This is a genomic window from Paenibacillus sp. FSL P2-0322 (assembly GCF_037975315.1).
Lineage (GTDB): Bacteria > Bacillota > Bacilli > Paenibacillales > Paenibacillaceae > Paenibacillus > Paenibacillus polymyxa_B.
In genome coordinates, this window is the sequence record NZ_CP150243.1 from 2,194,139 (window position 1) to 2,211,254 (window position 17,116).

Here is a 17,116-nt window from a genome sequence, read left to right on the forward strand (position 1 = left end):
GAGGTGCATACACGATGGGCAAAACGGCATTTATATTTCCCGGTCAGGGTTCACAAGCTGTAGGTATGGCTAAAGATGCTTATGAAGCAGTTCCAGCTGCAACAGAAGTATTTCGCCAAGCGGACGAACGGTTAGGGTTCGCACTAAGCACACTGATTTTTGAAGGGCCGGACACAGCTTTGAAGCAAACATCCAATACGCAGCCTGCATTGTTAACGGCGAGCATTGCGTTGTATGAAGCGTTCAAGGAAAAAATGGGCATTCATCCCGATTATGTGGCTGGACACAGTCTAGGAGAATACAGCGCGCTAGTCGCTTCCGGTGTCCTCGCATTTGAGGATGCGGTTGAAATCGTTCGTACACGTGGCGAGTTCATGGAGCAGGCCATTCCTGATGGGCAAGGCGGGATGGCTGCTGTGTTGGGAGCTGATCGTGAAGCATTGGCAGCATTGTGCCGTGATATTACAGAGTCTGGTCAACTGGTCGAACTAGCCAACATCAATTGTCCTGGACAAATTGTTGTATCTGGTACGAAGGAGGGCGTAGCTGCTGTCGCTGAACGTGTGAAGGAAGCAGGAGGCAAGCGCGCTATTACTCTGGAGGTTAGCGGTCCTTTCCACTCGTCACTGATGAAGGAAGCAGCGATCAAGCTCTCCGGCAAGTTGGGGGCTGTAACTTTCTCCAAAGCTCAGGTTCCGGTTGTTGCCAATGTAACAGCTAAACCTGTACGTGAGGGGAGCGAAATTCGCCAACTGTTGGTGGATCAGGTCTATTCTCCGGTACTGTGGGAAGACAGTGTAACATGGCTACTAGAACAAGGTGTTGACACCTTTGTTGAGTTTGGACCGGGAAGTGTATTGACTGGACTGGTTAAAAAAATCGACAAATCGGTTAAGCTGTATAATATAAGCAGCCTGGAGTCGTTTGCTTCTGTAACGGAAGCCTTGGAGGCCCGTTAAAAGTATAATCATTGCCTTAACGGGTTATATACTTGCAAGGGGGGGACTATGATGTCTAAGCCATTGAGTGGAAAAACGGCGCTCGTTACGGGAGCGTCGCGCGGAATTGGCCGTAGTATTGCGCTGGCGCTGGCTGAAGCAGGTGCTAATGTGGCGGTAAACTATGCTGGTAGTGAAGCGGCTGCGACTGAGGTAGCAGAGCAGATTCGTGCCAAAGGTGTAGAGGCTATTACAGTTCAGGCAAATGTCGGTCGCGCTGACGAAGCAGATCAGTTGATCAAGGATGTGATTGGCGCTTGGGGCAAGATTGACATCCTGGTGAATAATGCCGGCATAACAAGAGATAATTTAATCATGCGCATGAAGGAAGAGGAATTCGATCAGGTGATCGAAACGAATCTGAAGGGTGTGTTTAATTGTCTTAAGTCGGCAACACGTCCAATGATGAAGCAGCGTTCTGGCCGAATTATCAATATCTCCTCCGTGGTTGGTGTACTTGGCAACGCAGGACAAGCCAACTACGTTGCTGCTAAAGCAGGGGTAATTGGTCTTACCAAATCCTCTGCTCGAGAGCTTGCTTCGAGAGGTATTACAGTGAACTGTGTGGCTCCTGGATTCATCGATACTGAGATGACGCAGGTGCTGGCTGATGATTTGCGTGACAATATGCTGAGCGGTATTCCGCTGGCCCGTCTTGGACGGCCTGAGGAAATTGCTGACGTGGTGCTGTTCTTGGCCTCGGATGCTTCCTCATATATGACGGGCCAGACTTTGCATGTGGATGGCGGCATGTATATGTAGTAGCATGTTGCAATCCGCATGCCCCGATGAAGAGTTGTCAATGAAAACTCTCTTCTATGGCATTTTAATTGTAATTTTCGTATAATACCTAAGAGGAGGTGAGCCGGATGTCCGATGTATTGGAGCGCGTAAAACGCATTGTCGTTGACCGTTTGGGAGCCGACGAAGCCGAAGTTACACTTGAAGCATCTTTTAAAGATGATTTAGGCGCTGATTCTCTCGATGTAGTTGAATTGGTAATGGAATTGGAAGATGAGTTTGATATGGAAATCTCTGATGAAGATGCAGAGAAAATTACAACTGTAGGTGAAGTTGTGAAGTACATACAATCTCATACCTAATTCATGTCATCAAAAGTCCCGTTCTGTTACAGGCGGGACTTTCTCCTAATTATACAGATTGAACTAAAGACGGAATTGCCGCGTGTTTTTGAGTCTGGCTCAGCTTCACTTAGTCAAAGGCTGAGGAGTATGCGGCATTACTAACTTTAGTTGATTCTATATTATTTTTACGCACAAGAGAGTGCGGTCTTAAAATACAATATGCAGTAGACATAGAGGTGATTATCTTTGAAACAACGTGTTGTCATAACAGGAATGGGTGTAATCACTTCGCTGGGACAGGATTTGAACACACTATGGGATAATCTGATGGCTGGAAAATCCGGCGTCAGTGAAATCGAAGCTTTCGATACAAGTGAGTACACTACGAAAATAGCCGCTTCCATTAAAGATTTTAATCCAGAGGATTATATTGAACGTAAGGATGCGCGTAAAATGGACCGCTTTGTGCAGTTTGCGGTTGCTGCTAGTAAATTGGCGCTTGAGGACAGCGGACTTGTAATCGGAGAAAATGCGGATGCTGAGCGTGTTGGTGTATCTGTCGGTTCCGGTATTGGTGGATTGGGAACTTGGGAGGATCAGCACAACGCACTGATTGAAAAAGGACCTAAACGCGTAAGCCCTTTCTTCATCCCGATGATGATTGCTAATATGGGTTCCGGTCAAGTGTCAATTTCACTCGGTGCTAAAGGCCCCAATACATCACCGGTTACGGCTTGTGCCACGGGCAGTCATGCTATTGGTGATTCCTTCCGCATGATTCAGCGTGGTGACGCAGACGCCATGATTTGCGGAGGAGCTGAGGCGACTATTCGTCCGATTGGTATGGCTGGATTTTGTTCCATGCGAGCAATGTCCACGCGTAACGACGAGCCTGAAAAGGCAAGCCGTCCTTTTGATACCGAAAGAGACGGGTTTGTTATGGGCGAAGGCTCTGGTGTTCTTATTCTAGAATCGTTGGATCATGCTTTGAAGCGTGGTGCGCGTATTTACGGTGAAGTGATTGGCTACGGTCTTTCTGGCGATGCCCATCATATGACGGAGCCTGATCCAGAGGGAGCAGCACGCTGCATTAGAATGGCGATCCGTGATGCTGGATTGAATCCTGAAGAGATTGATTATATCAATGCACATGGTACATCTACGCCAGTCGGTGATAAATCCGAAACGGAAGCAGTCAAGAAAACGCTGGGAGAGCATGCCTATAAGGTAGCGATCAGCTCAACTAAGTCGATGACAGGGCATTTATTGGGTGCAGCGGGCGGCGTTGAAGCCGTGATCTGTGGTCTCGCCCTTCAGCATCAGACGATTCCGCCAACGATTAATTTGGATAATCAAGACCCGGCATGCGATCTTGATTATGTACCTAATAAGCCGAGAAAAGCGGAACTGAATGTGGTTATGTCCAATTCCTTTGGTTTTGGCGGTCACAATGCTACGGTTATTCTAAAAAAATATGAAGCATAAGGGGTCAGTTCGTTGAGTGGAGACTTGAAGCAATTACAGCAGAAACTTCATATTCAATTCAACAATCGGCAGCTTCTGAAGCAGGCCTTTACGCACGCTTCCTACGTAAACGAACATCGGTTCAGTCAGCATGCAGACAATGAGCGTCTTGAATTTTTAGGTGACGCTGTTCTGGAACTGACGGTGTCCGAGCAATTGTACAATCAGTACCCTAATCGACCCGAAGGCGAACTCACCAAGCTACGTGCAGCTATTGTCTGTGAGCCTTCTCTGGTGAAGTTTGCTGTCGGGCTTGAGTTTGGGCAATATGTACTGCTTGGAAAAGGTGAAGAGTTGACAGGTGGACGTACTCGTCCGGCTCTGTTGGCTGATGTATTCGAAGCGTTCGTAGGTGCGCTTTATTTGGATCAGGGTCTGGAGGCCGTCCGGTCGTTTCTGGAACGTTATATTTTTCCTCAAATTGTATTAAACGGTAAGCTTCAGATGAGTGATTTCAAAACAGAGCTTCAGGAACTGACGCAGCATCATAACATGGGGATGCTTGAATACAAGATTGTAGAGGAGCGCGGACCAGCCCATGAGCGCGAGTTTGTAGCTGAGGTATATATGGACAGCGAACGGCTAGGGGCAGGTACGGGACGCTCCAAAAAAGAAGCTGAGCAGCAAGCGGCGGCAGTAGCTTTAAACCGTTTGAAGCTGGCAGAATCGTAATCGGTACCTGAGCAGCCCGGACGGGTTACACAAGCAGGGGACACAAAGTAAGAGCAAAGGGCAGTCCGCGGGGAGTCCCGGCCCGTAATGGCGAATGGACTGCGTTTTGCTCTTTTTTCGTGGCTTTGCTGGTGTAATGTGAGTGTCGGTACTGTGCTTTATACAAGCTAGTTTATGCTACAATAGGGATAATTCATATCAATCAGGTGTACGGTGTTGTACAAGCATATTTGAAATGTTAGAGGTGAGATTGAGCATGTTTTTAAAGCGCATTGAGCTGGCGGGCTTCAAATCGTTTGCAGATAAAACGGAAATGGAATTTGTCCGCGGCATTACGGCAGTCGTCGGACCCAACGGAAGCGGAAAAAGTAATATTTCCGACGGGATTCGTTGGGTGCTTGGCGAACAGAGTGCCAAATCACTGCGTGGCGGCAAAATGGAGGACATTATTTTTGCGGGTAGTGATGCTCGTAAGGCTGTTAATTACGGTGAAGTATCGCTTACGTTGGATAATGAAGATCAGGCGTTGCCTCTGGATTTTGGTGAAGTCACGGTAACGCGACGTGTACATCGAAGTGGGGATAGTGAATATTTCATTAATCGGCAATCATGCAGACTCCGAGATATTACAGAGCTGTTTATGGATACAGGGATTGGTAAAGAAGCTTATTCAATTATTGGACAGGGACGCATCGAAGAAATTCTGAGTACCCGATCTGAGGATCGTCGAGGTATTTTTGAGGAAGCCTCGGGTATCGTAAAGTATAAATCGCGTAAAAAAGATGCGGTTCGCAAGCTGGATGAAACGGAGCAAAATTTACTGCGTATTCACGATTTGGTTAGTGAACTGGAGGATCAGATTGGACCGCTTAAGGAGCAGTCTGAAAAGGCGATTCATTTTAAAGAGCTGCGCGGTGAATTGAAATCCAAAGAAATTTCAATGTACGTCCATCAAATTGAACAAATTCATACTTCGTGGAGCGATGCGACTTCCAAATTAGCTTTGCTGCAGCAGGAGCAACTTCAGTTGTCTACAGTGGTGTCCCGCCACGATGCGATGCTGGAAAGCGACCGCAACGAATTACGCCAGCTGGAAGAGCAAGTAGAGCGGTTGCAAAGGGATCTGCTGCAATACAGTGAAGCGACGGAGAAAAGTGAAGGCTACGGCGAATTGCTCAAAGAGCGCACACGCAATCTGGAGGCTAATCGGGAACAATTGATCTTATCACTTAGCACAAGCGAATCACGGCATTCCGAGCGCAGGAGTGAACTGGATCAACTGAACGAAAAGCTGTCTGCACTGAATGTAGAGCTTGACGAGTTGCGTGGGCGGCTGTCTGACGAAGAGGCCAAACTGATTGGTGTTACAGGCGGAATCAGCCAGGAGCAGGAAGAAAGCCTAAAGGGTGGTCTGCTGGAGCTGATGAATCAGATGGCACAGGCGCGTAACGAAATTCGTTATACAGACCAACAGAAGGAAGCATTGGAACGGCGTGTGACTCGTGTAAGTGACGAATCCGGCAAATGGGAAGCCCAGAAAGTACAGCTTGAACAGCGCAAAAAGGGACTGGAAGCTGCTGTTCAGAAGCTGGGGCAGGAAATCAGTAGTTTGCGTAGTGGCTATATTCAGGGAAGTGAAAAGTACCAAGCCCTGCAAAAACTACTGGAAGAAAACCAGGGTACGGTTCGTAAATGGGAACAAAAACGAGAGGCTCTAATTTCACGGCGAGATACGATGAAGGAAATGCAGGATGATTTTGACGGCTTCATGCTTGGAGTTAAAGAGGTATTGAAGGCTGCACGAAAAGAAACCTTGCACGGTGTACATGGAGCGGTAGCGGAGCTGATTCGGGTGCCTGAGCATTTAGAGCAGGCGATGGAGACCGCTTTGGGTGCTTCAGTTCAGCATATCGTGATGGAAAATGAATCCGTATCCAGACAGGCGATCAGTTTTCTAAAGCAACGTCAACTGGGCAGAGCGACATTTTTGCCTATGGATGTTATCCGCCCGCGTCAAATCGGTGCGGGGGAACGCCAAATTGCAGAAGGCGCTGAAGGCTTTGTCGGGATCGGTGCAGATCTTGTTCAGTATGATGATCGATATGCCGGAATTGTAGGCAGTCTCTTGGGGAATGTGGTCATTGCCCGTACGTTGGAAGATGCAAACCGTATTGCGGCCCGTTGCCAATATAGATACCGCGTGGTCACTTTGGAAGGCGATGTTGTCAATGCAGGGGGTTCCATGACTGGGGGAAGCCAGTTCAAGAAAAATGCTAATCTGCTTGGACGTAAACGTCAGCTGGATCAGTTGGATCAAGACATTGTAGATACGGAGCAGCAAATTGCAAGGTTGCGCCAGAGTGCAATAGATACCAAACGCCAGCTGGAGGAGACACAGACCCGTCTGGACGAGTTGCGTCAGGGCGGCGATGTGAAGCGCGGTGAAGAGCAGCAGATGGCAATGGAGCTCAAGCAACTGGAGCATGAACTTCGTCATGTTCTGGAGCAGGTCGCTGCGTCTGGTCAGGAGAAAAAGGGCTTTGATCAGGAAATCAAGGAGCTGGAAACTTCCCGTGAAGAAGCGTTGGTAAAGTTGGCTGCGCTGGAGGAAGAAGAGAAGAAAACGCATCAGGCCATTCACGCTGCCGAATTCGCCCGTAAAGCCAACGAATCTGCCAAAGAGCAGCTGCAGGGAGAGCTCACGAATCTCAAGGTAAGAGAAGGAAAGCTGGACCAGGAGCGCTTTTCATTGGAAGAGCAGCTGCGCAGATTGCGTGGGGATTATGATACTCTTGGTAAGGATTCGAGACAAAACAAGACCTTGCTTGCTTCCATCGAAGCAGATTTGCTGACCAATGAGCAGGAGACCGTGAAACAGATTGAAAATCTCAATCAATACCGTTTGAAAAAGGAAGAAGCCGCACAGCAACTGGAATTCAAGCGGGCTGCACGCAGCAGCTTGTCCAAAAAGCTGGAAGTGGCTGAGAACGACACGAAAGAACAGCGAATTCAGCTCAAGTCAGTGGAGGAGTTGCTTCGTCAAACGGAAATTGGAGTAAATCGACTTGATGTGGAACTGGAAAATGTTCTGAAAAAATTAAGTGATGATTATGAACTCAGCTATGAGTTAGCCAAGCAGCGTTACCCTATACCTGAAGATATTGAAGGTACGCAGAGTGAGGTAGAAAGGCTCAAACGTGGTATTTCCGCGTTAGGTGAGGTGAATCTAGGCGCCATTGAGGAATACCAGCGTGTGCATGAGCGTTATACGTTTCTTGATGAGCAAAAGTCTGATTTGGTGGAGGCCAAGACAACGCTTTATCAGGTTATTCGTGAAATGGATGAAGAAATGTCCAAACGCTTTAAGACTACATTCGATGCTATTCGGCGCGAATTTGGAACGGTATTCTCCAAGCTGTTCGGAGGCGGACGTGCTGATCTCGTGCTGCTTGACCCGGAACGCTTGCTGGAGACGGGAATCGACATCGTAGCTCAACCACCGGGCAAAAAACTGCAAAACTTGCAGCTACTGTCGGGCGGTGAGCGTGCGTTAACAGCGATGGCGTTACTATTTGCCATTTTACACGTTAAACCTGTTCCATTCTGTGTACTCGATGAAGTAGAGGCTGCATTGGACGAAGCAAACGTGGTGCGTTTTGCCCAGTATTTACGAGAATTCTCGGAGCAGACACAGTTCATTGTAGTCACACACCGCAAGGGCACAATGGAAGAATCTGATGTGCTGTACGGGGTTACGATGGAGGAAGGCGGGGTTTCCAAACTCGTATCTGTCAAGCTGGACAACGATGAAGCTGAGATTGCCTGACATTAAATAACATACTTTCAGACCAACGGAGGGAATCCATGAGTTTCTTTAGAAAATTGAAGGAAAGCATTGCAAACAAAACTGAATCTGTCACAAAACAGTTCAAAGATGGTTTGGAAAAAACACGTAAAGGTTTTGTTGAAAAAGTAACGGACTTGATGATTCGCCGTAAAAAGATTGATGAGGAATTTTATGAGGAACTGGAAGAAATTCTGATCGGAGCAGACGTAGGCGTCAACACGGTTATGAACCTCATTGAAGACCTGCGAGAAGAAGTGAAAAAGCGCAAAATCGAGGACGCATCCGAGTTACAGCCTGTATTGTCGGAAAAGCTGTCCGAGTTGCTGCGGGGTAATGACAATAGTCAGCTCAAAATGAGTCCTGACGGGATTACAGTCATTTTATTCGTGGGAGTCAATGGCGTCGGCAAAACAACAACCATTGGCAAGTTAGCTCACCGTTTTAAACAAGAGGGCAAAAAAGTATTGTTGGCTGCTGGGGATACGTTCCGGGCGGGTGCGATTGAACAGTTGGAGGTATGGGGCGAACGGGCAGGTGTAGAGGTTATTAAGCAGCAATCCGGTTCCGATCCGGCTGCGGTTATGTTTGATGCCGTACAGGCTGCCAAGCAGCGTAAAGTGGATGTTTTGTTGTGTGATACCGCAGGACGTCTTCAGAATAAAAGCAATCTAATGGAGGAACTGAACAAAATTTTCCGTGTGATTCAACGCGAAATTCCAGATGCTCCACATGAAGTGTTGTTGGTACTTGATGCGACGACTGGACAAAATGCACTTAACCAAGCCAAGCTGTTTGGTGAGAAAAGCGGTGTAACCGGGCTGGTACTAACGAAGTTGGATGGTACAGCGAAGGGCGGGATTGTTGTGGCCATACGTCAGGAGATGAATTTGCCTGTTAAGCTGGTGGGCTTAGGTGAAAAAGTGAATGATCTTCAACCGTTTGATTCCGAGCAATTCGTTCATGCGTTGTTTGCGGGGTTGATTCAGGAAGAGACGGTCGAAGCAACTGCTACAGGCGAGGAAGAACAGAACTGATACGTTTAAAGTAGGCTTTCATACTACGTTTGGGACTAAGTAGCCATCCTGTTGCTGCTCAAGTTCGCCCAGATGTATAATGAAAGCAAGAAGTCTGTCGATGCTGTATATGTAATGTATCTTGTATGTAAAATATAAATCAGGAAGCCGGGTGAAAAACCGATGGCAAACACCTATACCTACTCCCGACGGGAAGAAGTAGCCAACGCCATTACACATGGAATTGGAGCCGTTTTAAGCGTAGCAGCGCTTGTGTTGCTCATTGTTTTTGCTAGCATGAAAGGAACCACTTGGCATGTCGTCAGCTTTACGATTTACGGGATTACGATGTTGCTGTTGTACACCAATTCAACGTTGCTTCATAGCCTGCGTGAAGGGAAAATGAAAGATTTGTTCGAAATATTCGATCATTCTTGCATTTACCTGTTCATTGCAGGCAGCTACACCCCGTTTATGCTCGTTGCACTGCGAGGTACTATGGGATGGACACTGTTTGGAGTGATTTGGGGGATTGCACTGTTTGGTGTGTTGTTCAAGGCGTTTTTCACCAAGCGCTTTCTGTTTATGTCTACCGTGTTTTACATTGTGATGGGCTGGCTCATCACCATTGCCTGGAATCCTCTTGTTGCGACTGTTCCCGCCGGAGGGATGACGTTATTGTTCGTAGGTGGTCTAATGTATACGTTGGGCACGATTTTCTATGTGTGGCGGGCATTTCCATATCACCATGCGATCTGGCATCTGTTTGTTTTAGCAGGCAGCATACTTCATTTTCTGGCTGTTCTGCTGTATCTTACTCCAGTAAGGGTTTAAGTAACAGTGGGCAAAAAGCCGATCCGTACTTCCGTTTAAGGGCAGTGGATCGGCTTTTTTTTGTATGACAAGGGATAACGCTTGACATCTTCTTTTCTTTTATGTATCATAAGGAACGTTGAAAAGAACTGTAAAGTGTTTTTCCTTGACGATGGAGGTATACAAGATGAGTCAGGAGAATCGGCTGGAAAAGACAAACCGGATTAACCGACTGTTTGACTTCTATGAACCTCTGCTTACAGAGAAGCAACAGATGTTTTTAAAATATTACTTCCATGATGATTTTTCTTTAGGGGAAATTGCATCGGAATTTCAAATTAGCCGTCAGGCAGTGTATGAACATATTAAACGTGCTGAACAGGTATTGGAAATGTACGAGGAAAAGCTTGGTTTGCTAAGTAAGTATGAGCGTAGAATCCAAGATCTCGAAGAATTAAATAAGACGTTGTATGAGGCATTCGGTAAAATCGGTGAGTCCGATGAAGGCACTCTGCAACATGTCCATCAAATTGTAAATCGCCTGCAGGAATTGTAGGACATATAGATATAAGAACAAACAACCCTGGTAGACAAGGAGGTGCGAAAGTATGGCATTTGAAGGATTATCGACTCGCTTGCAAAATGTATTCAGTAAACTGCGCGGTAAAGGAAAAGTGTCTGAGGATGATGTAGCTCAGGCGATGCGTGAAGTACGATTAGCTTTGCTTGAGGCGGACGTTAACTTCAAGGTTGTAAAGGACTTTATTGCCAAGGTAAAGGAGAAATCCGTTGGTAAGGAAGTGATGGACAGCTTTACGCCAGGCATGGTCATCATCGACATCGTGAACAAGGAACTGACCGAGTTGATGGGTGGCAGTCAGGCCAAGCTTGCCAAAGCAAACAAACCGCCTACGGTCATTATGATGGTGGGTCTCCAGGGCGCAGGTAAGACGACGACGTCTGGTAAACTGGCGAAATTGTTGCAAAAGCAAAATCATCGTCCATTGCTTGTAGCTGGTGATATTTATAGACCAGCCGCGATCAAGCAACTTCAGGTTCTGGGGGAGCAGATTAATACTCCTGTATTTACACTGGGAGATCAGACAAGCCCGGTAGAAATTGCGAAACAGGGTTTGCAGCATGCTAAGGATAATGGTAATGACTACGTTATTATAGATACTGCGGGTCGTCTTCATGTTGATGAAGAGCTCATGGAAGAGTTACGTCAGATTCATACCAACGTCAACCCGGATGAAGTTCTACTGGTTGTAGATAGCATGACGGGGCAGGACGCGGTTAACGTTGCAGAGCACTTTAATAGTAGCTTGGAGTTGACGGGAGTTGTACTGACGAAGCTGGATGGTGACACTCGTGGTGGTGCAGCTTTATCAGTTAAGGCTGTGACGGGATGCCCGATCAAGTTTGCTACATTGGGTGAAAAGCTGGATGCGATGGAGCCGTTTCATCCTGAACGGATGGCTTCACGGATTTTAGGCATGGGTGACATGTTGTCCCTGATTGAAAAAGCGCAGTCCAATATCGACGCCGATAAGGCGAAGGAAATGGAACGGAAAATGCGTAATGCCGAGTTTACTTTTGAAGATTTTCTGGAGCAAATGGATCAAGTTAAGAAGCTTGGTCCAATCGACCAGATTCTTGATATGATTCCCGGTATGGGCAACATGAAGCAAATGAAAGATATCAAAGTGGATGACAAACAGATGGGCCGGATTGAGGCTATCGTTCATTCTATGACCACACAGGAAAAGCAAAACCCAGACATGATTAATCATAGCCGACGCAAACGTATTTCTGTAGGCAGTGGAACATCACTGGCTGAGGTAAATCGTCTGATAAAGCAATTTGACGAAATGCGCCGCATGATGAAGCAGTTCTCAGACATGATGGGACCTAAGGGTGGCAAAAACAAGGCTATGAAGCAGCTGAAGAGTATGGGCAAAGGTATGAAGTTTCCTTTCCGCTAAGGCCATTAGGCCTTTGGAATTATGGGATAACAATATACAGTCTACTTTTTGAAGGAGGTGAATTTTCGTGGCAGTTCGTATTCGTCTGAAACGTATGGGTGCACATAAAGCTCCTTTCTATCGCGTCGTGGTATCTGATTCTCGTTCCCCGCGTGACGGTCGTTTTATCGAAGAAATCGGTTACTACAACCCAATCACAGTACCAGCGGTTGTAAAAATTGATGAAGATAAAGCGCTGAAATGGTTGCAAGATGGTGCACAAGCATCCGACACAGTCCGTAACTTGCTTAGCAAAGCGGGCGTAATGAAAAAGTTTCATGAATCTAAACTACAGAAATAAGGTGCTGATACGGAGGGTCAACCATGGAAGAATTAGTGATAATCATTGCTAAGGCTTTAGTCGATCATCCGGAAGATGTAACCGTGAAGACCTTGGAGAAGGATCGGCTTGTTGTATATGAGCTTAGTGTGCATCCTGAGGATGTAGGCAAAATCATTGGTAAGCAGGGTCGTATCGCCAAGGCGCTTCGCACTGTGGTTGCATCAGCAGCCGTTAAGATGGATAAACGGGTTACCGTAGACATCATATCTTAAAGATATACGAAAGTGGGTTAGGATGTATGTCCTAACCCTTTTTCGTACATGATGAAGATGATATGGAGCGGGACCGATTACAAGCAGGAGGAACACGATGCAACAATTGTTTAATGTCGGAAAAATTGTGAACACCCATGGAATCCGTGGGGAGCTTAAAATATTAACGACGACAGATTTCCCAGAAGATCGTTTTGCTAAAGGTAGTGAGCTTTTGATTGTTCCGGCGGAAGGTAAAGCACCGATCCCCGTAACTGTTGAAACAGCGCGTTTTCAAAAAAATATGGTTGTCGCTAAATTTAAGGAATATCACAATATTAATGAAGTTGAAAAATATAAAGGTACATTGTTGAAGGTATCTGCTGAGCGGTTAGGCGAATTGGAAGAAAACGAATTCTATTTTCATGAAGTAGTCGGCATGGAAGTGGTGACCGAAGACGGAAATGAGCTCGGCGTGGTCAAAGAAATTTTGACTCCGGGAGCCAATGATGTATGGGTAGTCAAAATGCCTAAAGGCAAGGAACTGCTATTGCCGTATATAGAGGATGTTATTTTGGATGTAAACGTGCGTGAAAAACGGGTTACGGTACGGTTAATGGAAGGTCTGCTGTAATGAGGGTGGATGTGCTGACCCTGTTTCCAGAGATGTTTGATGGAGTATTTAATGCAAGCATTCTGGGAAAAGCAAGGGATAAGGGAATTGTATCACTGCAAGCGGTTAATTTTCGTCAGTATGCTGGCAACAAGCATGGACAAGTGGATGATACGCCCTATGGCGGTGGGGGCGGCATGGTTTTGAAGCCTGACCCTATTTTTGCTGCTGTGGAAGCGCTGTTGGATAAATCAGAGCAACCAACATTAGAGACAGCCGATGAAGTTATCCAACATGAAGGGGTAGAACGTAACACAGACATAAAATCTCCGCGTATCATTTTGATGTGTCCACAAGGCGAGACTTTTACGCAAAAGAAAGCGGAAGAGCTGGCCAAAGAGGACCATCTTATTTTTATATGTGGGCATTATGAGGGTTATGATGAGCGTATTCGAGAGTATTTGGTGACGGATGAGCTTTCTATCGGAGATTATGTATTGACTGGTGGTGAGCTTCCAGCCATGACCGTCATTGACAGTGTGACACGGTTGCTACCAGGAGTGCTGGGGAACGAAACGAGTGCGGTAACGGACTCGTTTAGTACGGGGCTGCTGGAGTACCCCCATTATACCCGGCCTGCGGAGTTTCGGGGCTGGAAAGTACCCGATGTACTCCTGTCAGGGCATCACGTCAATATTGATTCTTGGAGACGCCAAGAGGCGTTACGTCGCACGATGGAACGCCGACCAGACTTGTTGGAACAGGCTGAACTGACAGGCAAGGAGCGCATGTGGATTGAGGAGCAGCGCAAATCTGACTGTTTGGGGGATAAGCAATAAAGCGCCTTAGACATGAGTGGATTTGAAAGCAGGCAGTGACCTGTTTTATAATGGAGTCAATTAAATAATGTTTGGTCAAATCCCTTTTTGTTGTTGCAATGCGGTATCCTCCATGATACAATACATCTGTTGTGTGTAATACGGTGGTCCTCTGTGGATGATGAAGGAAACAGTTGTGTTTCCAGAAGAAGCATGAACACCTGTACGGAAGGAGGGAGTCATAGATGAATATCGTCCAAGCGATCACTGAAGAACAACTGCGTAAAGATTTGCCTAACTTTCGTCCTGGTGACACTTTGAAAGTGCACGTGAAAGTTATTGAGGGAACTCGTGAGCGTATCCAGTTGTTTGAAGGTGTTGTAATTAAACGCCGTGGTGGTGGAATCAGTGAGACTTTTACAGTTCGTAAAATTTCTTACGGTGTAGGTGTGGAAAGAACTTTCCCGCTTCATTCCCCGAAAATCGATAAAATCGACGTGGCTCGCCGTGGTAAAGTGCGTCGTGCGAAGCTTTATTATCTTCGTGAACTGCGCGGTAAAGCAGCGAGAATTAAAGAAATTCGTCGTTAATACAACGAATAACGAAAGGGGCTTGGTTACAAGCTCCTTTCGTTTTTTCTACGTACATAGGGAACTGTGGATTATTGACCGTAAAGAGAGGACAGTGAGCTATGGAGCAAGAAGTAGGACAAGGAGCTGTACAGCAGCCAACTGATCAGGATGGTACGCCCAAGCGTAAACCAAAAAATGAGATTTTTGAGTGGCTCAAGGCCATCATTATTGCGTTAGTGCTTGTCTTTTTAATCCGCTGGCTTCTCTTTAAGCCGTTTATTGTGGATGGCCCGTCGATGCAGCCTAACTTTCATACCGGAGAACGCGTCATTGTAAATGAGATTTTGTATGATTTCCGTGCCCCTAAACCAGGCGAAGTGATCGTGTTTCATGTGCCGGAGGAAGGAAGAGACTTTATCAAACGCGTCATTGCCGTTGAAGGAGATACGGTCAAGGTAGAAGGTGACACGATTACAGTAAATGGTAAGCCGATTCAGGAAGCTTATTTGAAAGCTCCTTTAGAAGAAGCCCATCAGAATGGCGAGCTTTACAACAAGTTTACAAATTTTCCAAATGAGAAGTTTAAGGATGGAAAAGTTCCGGCAGGGCATATTTTTGTAATGGGAGATAACCGTTCCAATAGTACAGACAGTCGGATGATTGGATATATTGATTTGAAGGAAGTCGTAGGTCGGGCTGACGTTATTTTCTGGCCGGCAAAAGATATGCAGTGGATTAACCACTAGAATAACTAATAAGCAGCATAGCTGCCGTAATCCTAACTAAGAGCCTAAGGGTAAAAGTAGGAGTTACGATCAATGGGGTGATGACGGTGACGATTCAATGGTTTCCTGGTCATATGACCAGAGCGCGCCGCCAAATTGAAGCAAAATTAAAGTTAATTGATTTGGTCATTGAGCTGATTGATGCTCGATTGCCGCTCTCCAGCCGAAATCCAATGATTGATGATATTTTGCAAGGCAAGCCGCGGATGATTATTTTGAATAAAGCAGATTTGGCGGACCCGGTAGTATCACAGCAATGGATTGCCTATTTTAAGGAGCAGGGGCATGTGGCCCTTCCGGTGGATGCCACAACTGGGACGGGACTAAAAGAAATTCCGATTCAGGCTAAGCTGCTGCTTAAGGAAAAGATAGATCGGCAGATTAGGAAGGGAATGAACCCGCGTCCTATGCGTGGGTTGATTGTTGGTATTCCGAATGTCGGCAAATCGACACTGATCAACCGAATGGCGGGACGTAATATTGCAGCTACGGGTGACCGTCCAGGGGTAACGAAGGCACAGCAGTGGATCAAGATCGGAGAAATTGAATTGCTGGATACACCAGGTATTCTATGGCCTAAATTTGAGGATCAGAATGTAGGCTATCGTCTGGCAGTTACAGGTGCGATCAAGGAAGAAATTCTGAATGTCGAGGATATTGCCTTTTTTGCGACTAAATATTTGGTTCAGTACTATTGGGATGCACTGGCAGAGCGCTTTGAGCTCACCGAACGTCCTGAAGATACAGAAAATCCTGATGAAATTGTCAACGTTATGGAAGCGATCGGACGTAAACGTGGCTGTATTGTTAGCGGCGGACGTGTAGATCTCGAAAAGGCGTCAAAAATCATTTTGCGTGAGCTGCGTGCAGGGAAGCTGGGACGATTCAGTTTGGAAGCTCCTTACTGATTTTACTGGTACACCGATGCAGAACATAGCATTTTGTGGCAAGGAAGAACCTTCCCCATCTCTCCGGAGAGGAGGAAGGTTTTTTTTGGTATTTGAAGGCAGTTAGAAAAGGGTTTTGGACGGTGAAGGTCTGTGGTAAGCTGAATTCAATCGCTAGAGCTACGGCATGAATGACGCGTTAAACTACATATAGATGGGCAGGTATTGAATATGGAAAATAAAGAGATTGTAGTGAAGGACATGCTACATTATGAAAAAAAATGCTGGGAGCAGTCTTGTGAGCGGATTGCAGGTATTGACGAGGTAGGTCGTGGATGCCTGTTTGGTGATGTTGTGGCCGCAGCAGTCATTTTACCAGTGGGTGAGTTACTGGAAGGTGTGGATGATTCCAAAAAATTGACGGACAAGAAGAGAGAAGCATACTACGAGCTGATTATGGAGAAGGCTATTGCTGTAGGAGTTGGCTATGTAGACGCGCACACGATTGATGATATCAATATTAAGCAGGCAGCTCGTTTGGCTATGAAGCAGGCTATTGAGGCTTTACATGTATCTCCTGATTATTTACTGGTGGATGCAGAAAAGGTAGATGTGCCTATTCCTCAGCTCTCTATTATTAAAGGAGATGCGAACAGTCAGTCCATTGCGGCGGCCTCTATCATCGCCAAGGTAACCCGTGATCGGCTGTGTAAAGGTGAATGGGATGCGAAGTATCCGGAATATGGGATCGGTATACATAAAGGTTACGCTACCAAGTTGCACAGGGAACAAATTTTGGCGCTAGGACCTACAAAGATGCATAGACGCAGCTTTCTGGGCAATTTGTTGACGGAGCAACCGACACTGTTTGATCTGTAGTTACTTATTATGAATCGGGACAATGCCGATATAAAGTATAACTAATACCATA

Annotated in this window: 18 protein-coding genes; all 18 read left to right on the forward strand. The window is 46.3% G+C overall.

What is annotated here, in order from left to right; translation table 11 throughout:
* The first annotated feature begins 14 nt into the window (after nt 1–14).
* The gene (fabD, locus tag MKY24_RS09795; protein WP_339201874.1) at nt 15–959 is read left to right on the forward strand and encodes an ACP S-malonyltransferase; all 945 of its coding nucleotides are present in this window, start codon (nt 15–17) and stop codon (nt 957–959) included.
* Nucleotides 960–1,010: 51 nt separating this feature from the next.
* The gene (gene fabG, locus MKY24_RS09800; protein ID WP_023988164.1) at nt 1,011–1,760 is read left to right on the forward strand and encodes a 3-oxoacyl-[acyl-carrier-protein] reductase; all 750 of its coding nucleotides are present in this window, start codon (nt 1,011–1,013) and stop codon (nt 1,758–1,760) included.
* 107 nt (nt 1,761–1,867) lie between these two features.
* A complete protein-coding gene (locus tag MKY24_RS09805) occupies nt 1,868–2,101 on the forward strand; it encodes an acyl carrier protein (protein ID WP_007429985.1) in 234 nt (77 codons plus the stop codon).
* A gap of 228 nt (nt 2,102–2,329) precedes the next feature.
* A complete protein-coding gene (gene fabF, locus MKY24_RS09810) occupies nt 2,330–3,568 on the forward strand; it encodes a beta-ketoacyl-ACP synthase II (protein ID WP_023988165.1) in 1,239 nt (412 codons plus the stop codon).
* A 12-nt stretch (nt 3,569–3,580) separates the two neighbouring features.
* Nucleotides 3,581–4,279 carry a ribonuclease III gene (rnc, locus tag MKY24_RS09815; protein ID WP_013309856.1) on the forward strand — a complete coding sequence of 233 codons (699 nt, stop codon included), beginning with the start codon at nt 3,581–3,583 and terminating at the stop codon, nt 4,277–4,279.
* Between the two features lie 256 nt (nt 4,280–4,535).
* The gene (gene smc, locus MKY24_RS09820; protein ID WP_053325229.1) at nt 4,536–8,105 is read left to right on the forward strand and encodes a chromosome segregation protein SMC; all 3,570 of its coding nucleotides are present in this window, start codon (nt 4,536–4,538) and stop codon (nt 8,103–8,105) included.
* A 38-nt stretch (nt 8,106–8,143) separates the two neighbouring features.
* Nucleotides 8,144–9,160, forward strand: a complete 1,017-nt coding sequence (gene ftsY, locus MKY24_RS09825) for a signal recognition particle-docking protein FtsY (RefSeq protein WP_339201875.1) — start codon at nt 8,144–8,146, stop codon at nt 9,158–9,160.
* 162 nt (nt 9,161–9,322) lie between these two features.
* Entirely contained in the window at nt 9,323–9,973 is a 651-nt protein-coding gene (locus MKY24_RS09830) for a hemolysin III family protein (RefSeq protein ID WP_023988168.1), read from the forward strand.
* A 166-nt stretch (nt 9,974–10,139) separates the two neighbouring features.
* A complete protein-coding gene (locus MKY24_RS09835; RefSeq protein WP_023988169.1) occupies nt 10,140–10,508 on the forward strand; it encodes a putative DNA-binding protein in 369 nt (122 codons plus the stop codon).
* 52 nt (nt 10,509–10,560) lie between these two features.
* Nucleotides 10,561–11,937, forward strand: coding sequence for a signal recognition particle protein (gene ffh, locus MKY24_RS09840; RefSeq protein WP_023988170.1), 1,377 nt, complete (start codon nt 10,561–10,563; stop codon nt 11,935–11,937).
* Between the two features lie 67 nt (nt 11,938–12,004).
* Entirely contained in the window at nt 12,005–12,277 is a 273-nt protein-coding gene (gene rpsP / locus MKY24_RS09845) for a 30S ribosomal protein S16 (RefSeq protein ID WP_013309862.1), read from the forward strand.
* A gap of 23 nt (nt 12,278–12,300) precedes the next feature.
* Entirely contained in the window at nt 12,301–12,531 is a 231-nt protein-coding gene (locus MKY24_RS09850; RefSeq protein ID WP_013309863.1) for a KH domain-containing protein, read from the forward strand.
* A gap of 97 nt (nt 12,532–12,628) precedes the next feature.
* Nucleotides 12,629–13,144: a ribosome maturation factor RimM gene (rimM, locus tag MKY24_RS09855; protein WP_013309864.1), complete on the forward strand. Its 516-nt coding sequence runs from the start codon at nt 12,629–12,631 to the stop codon at nt 13,142–13,144.
* Nucleotides 13,144–13,962: a tRNA (guanosine(37)-N1)-methyltransferase TrmD gene (gene trmD / locus MKY24_RS09860; RefSeq protein ID WP_023988171.1), complete on the forward strand. Its 819-nt coding sequence runs from the start codon at nt 13,144–13,146 to the stop codon at nt 13,960–13,962. Before rimM ends, trmD begins: the two co-directional genes overlap by 1 nt.
* Nucleotides 13,963–14,186: 224 nt before the next feature.
* A complete protein-coding gene (gene rplS / locus MKY24_RS09865; protein WP_010346403.1) occupies nt 14,187–14,531 on the forward strand; it encodes a 50S ribosomal protein L19 in 345 nt (114 codons plus the stop codon).
* 101 nt (nt 14,532–14,632) lie between these two features.
* Nucleotides 14,633–15,259, forward strand: a complete 627-nt coding sequence (gene lepB / locus MKY24_RS09870; RefSeq protein ID WP_013309866.1) for a signal peptidase I — start codon at nt 14,633–14,635, stop codon at nt 15,257–15,259.
* An 86-nt stretch (nt 15,260–15,345) separates the two neighbouring features.
* Entirely contained in the window at nt 15,346–16,206 is an 861-nt protein-coding gene (gene ylqF, locus MKY24_RS09875; protein ID WP_023988173.1) for a ribosome biogenesis GTPase YlqF, read from the forward strand.
* 210 nt (nt 16,207–16,416) lie between these two features.
* Nucleotides 16,417–17,064: a ribonuclease HII gene (locus MKY24_RS09880; RefSeq protein ID WP_209941739.1), complete on the forward strand. Its 648-nt coding sequence runs from the start codon at nt 16,417–16,419 to the stop codon at nt 17,062–17,064.
* Nucleotides 17,065–17,116: the final 52 nt, after the last annotated feature.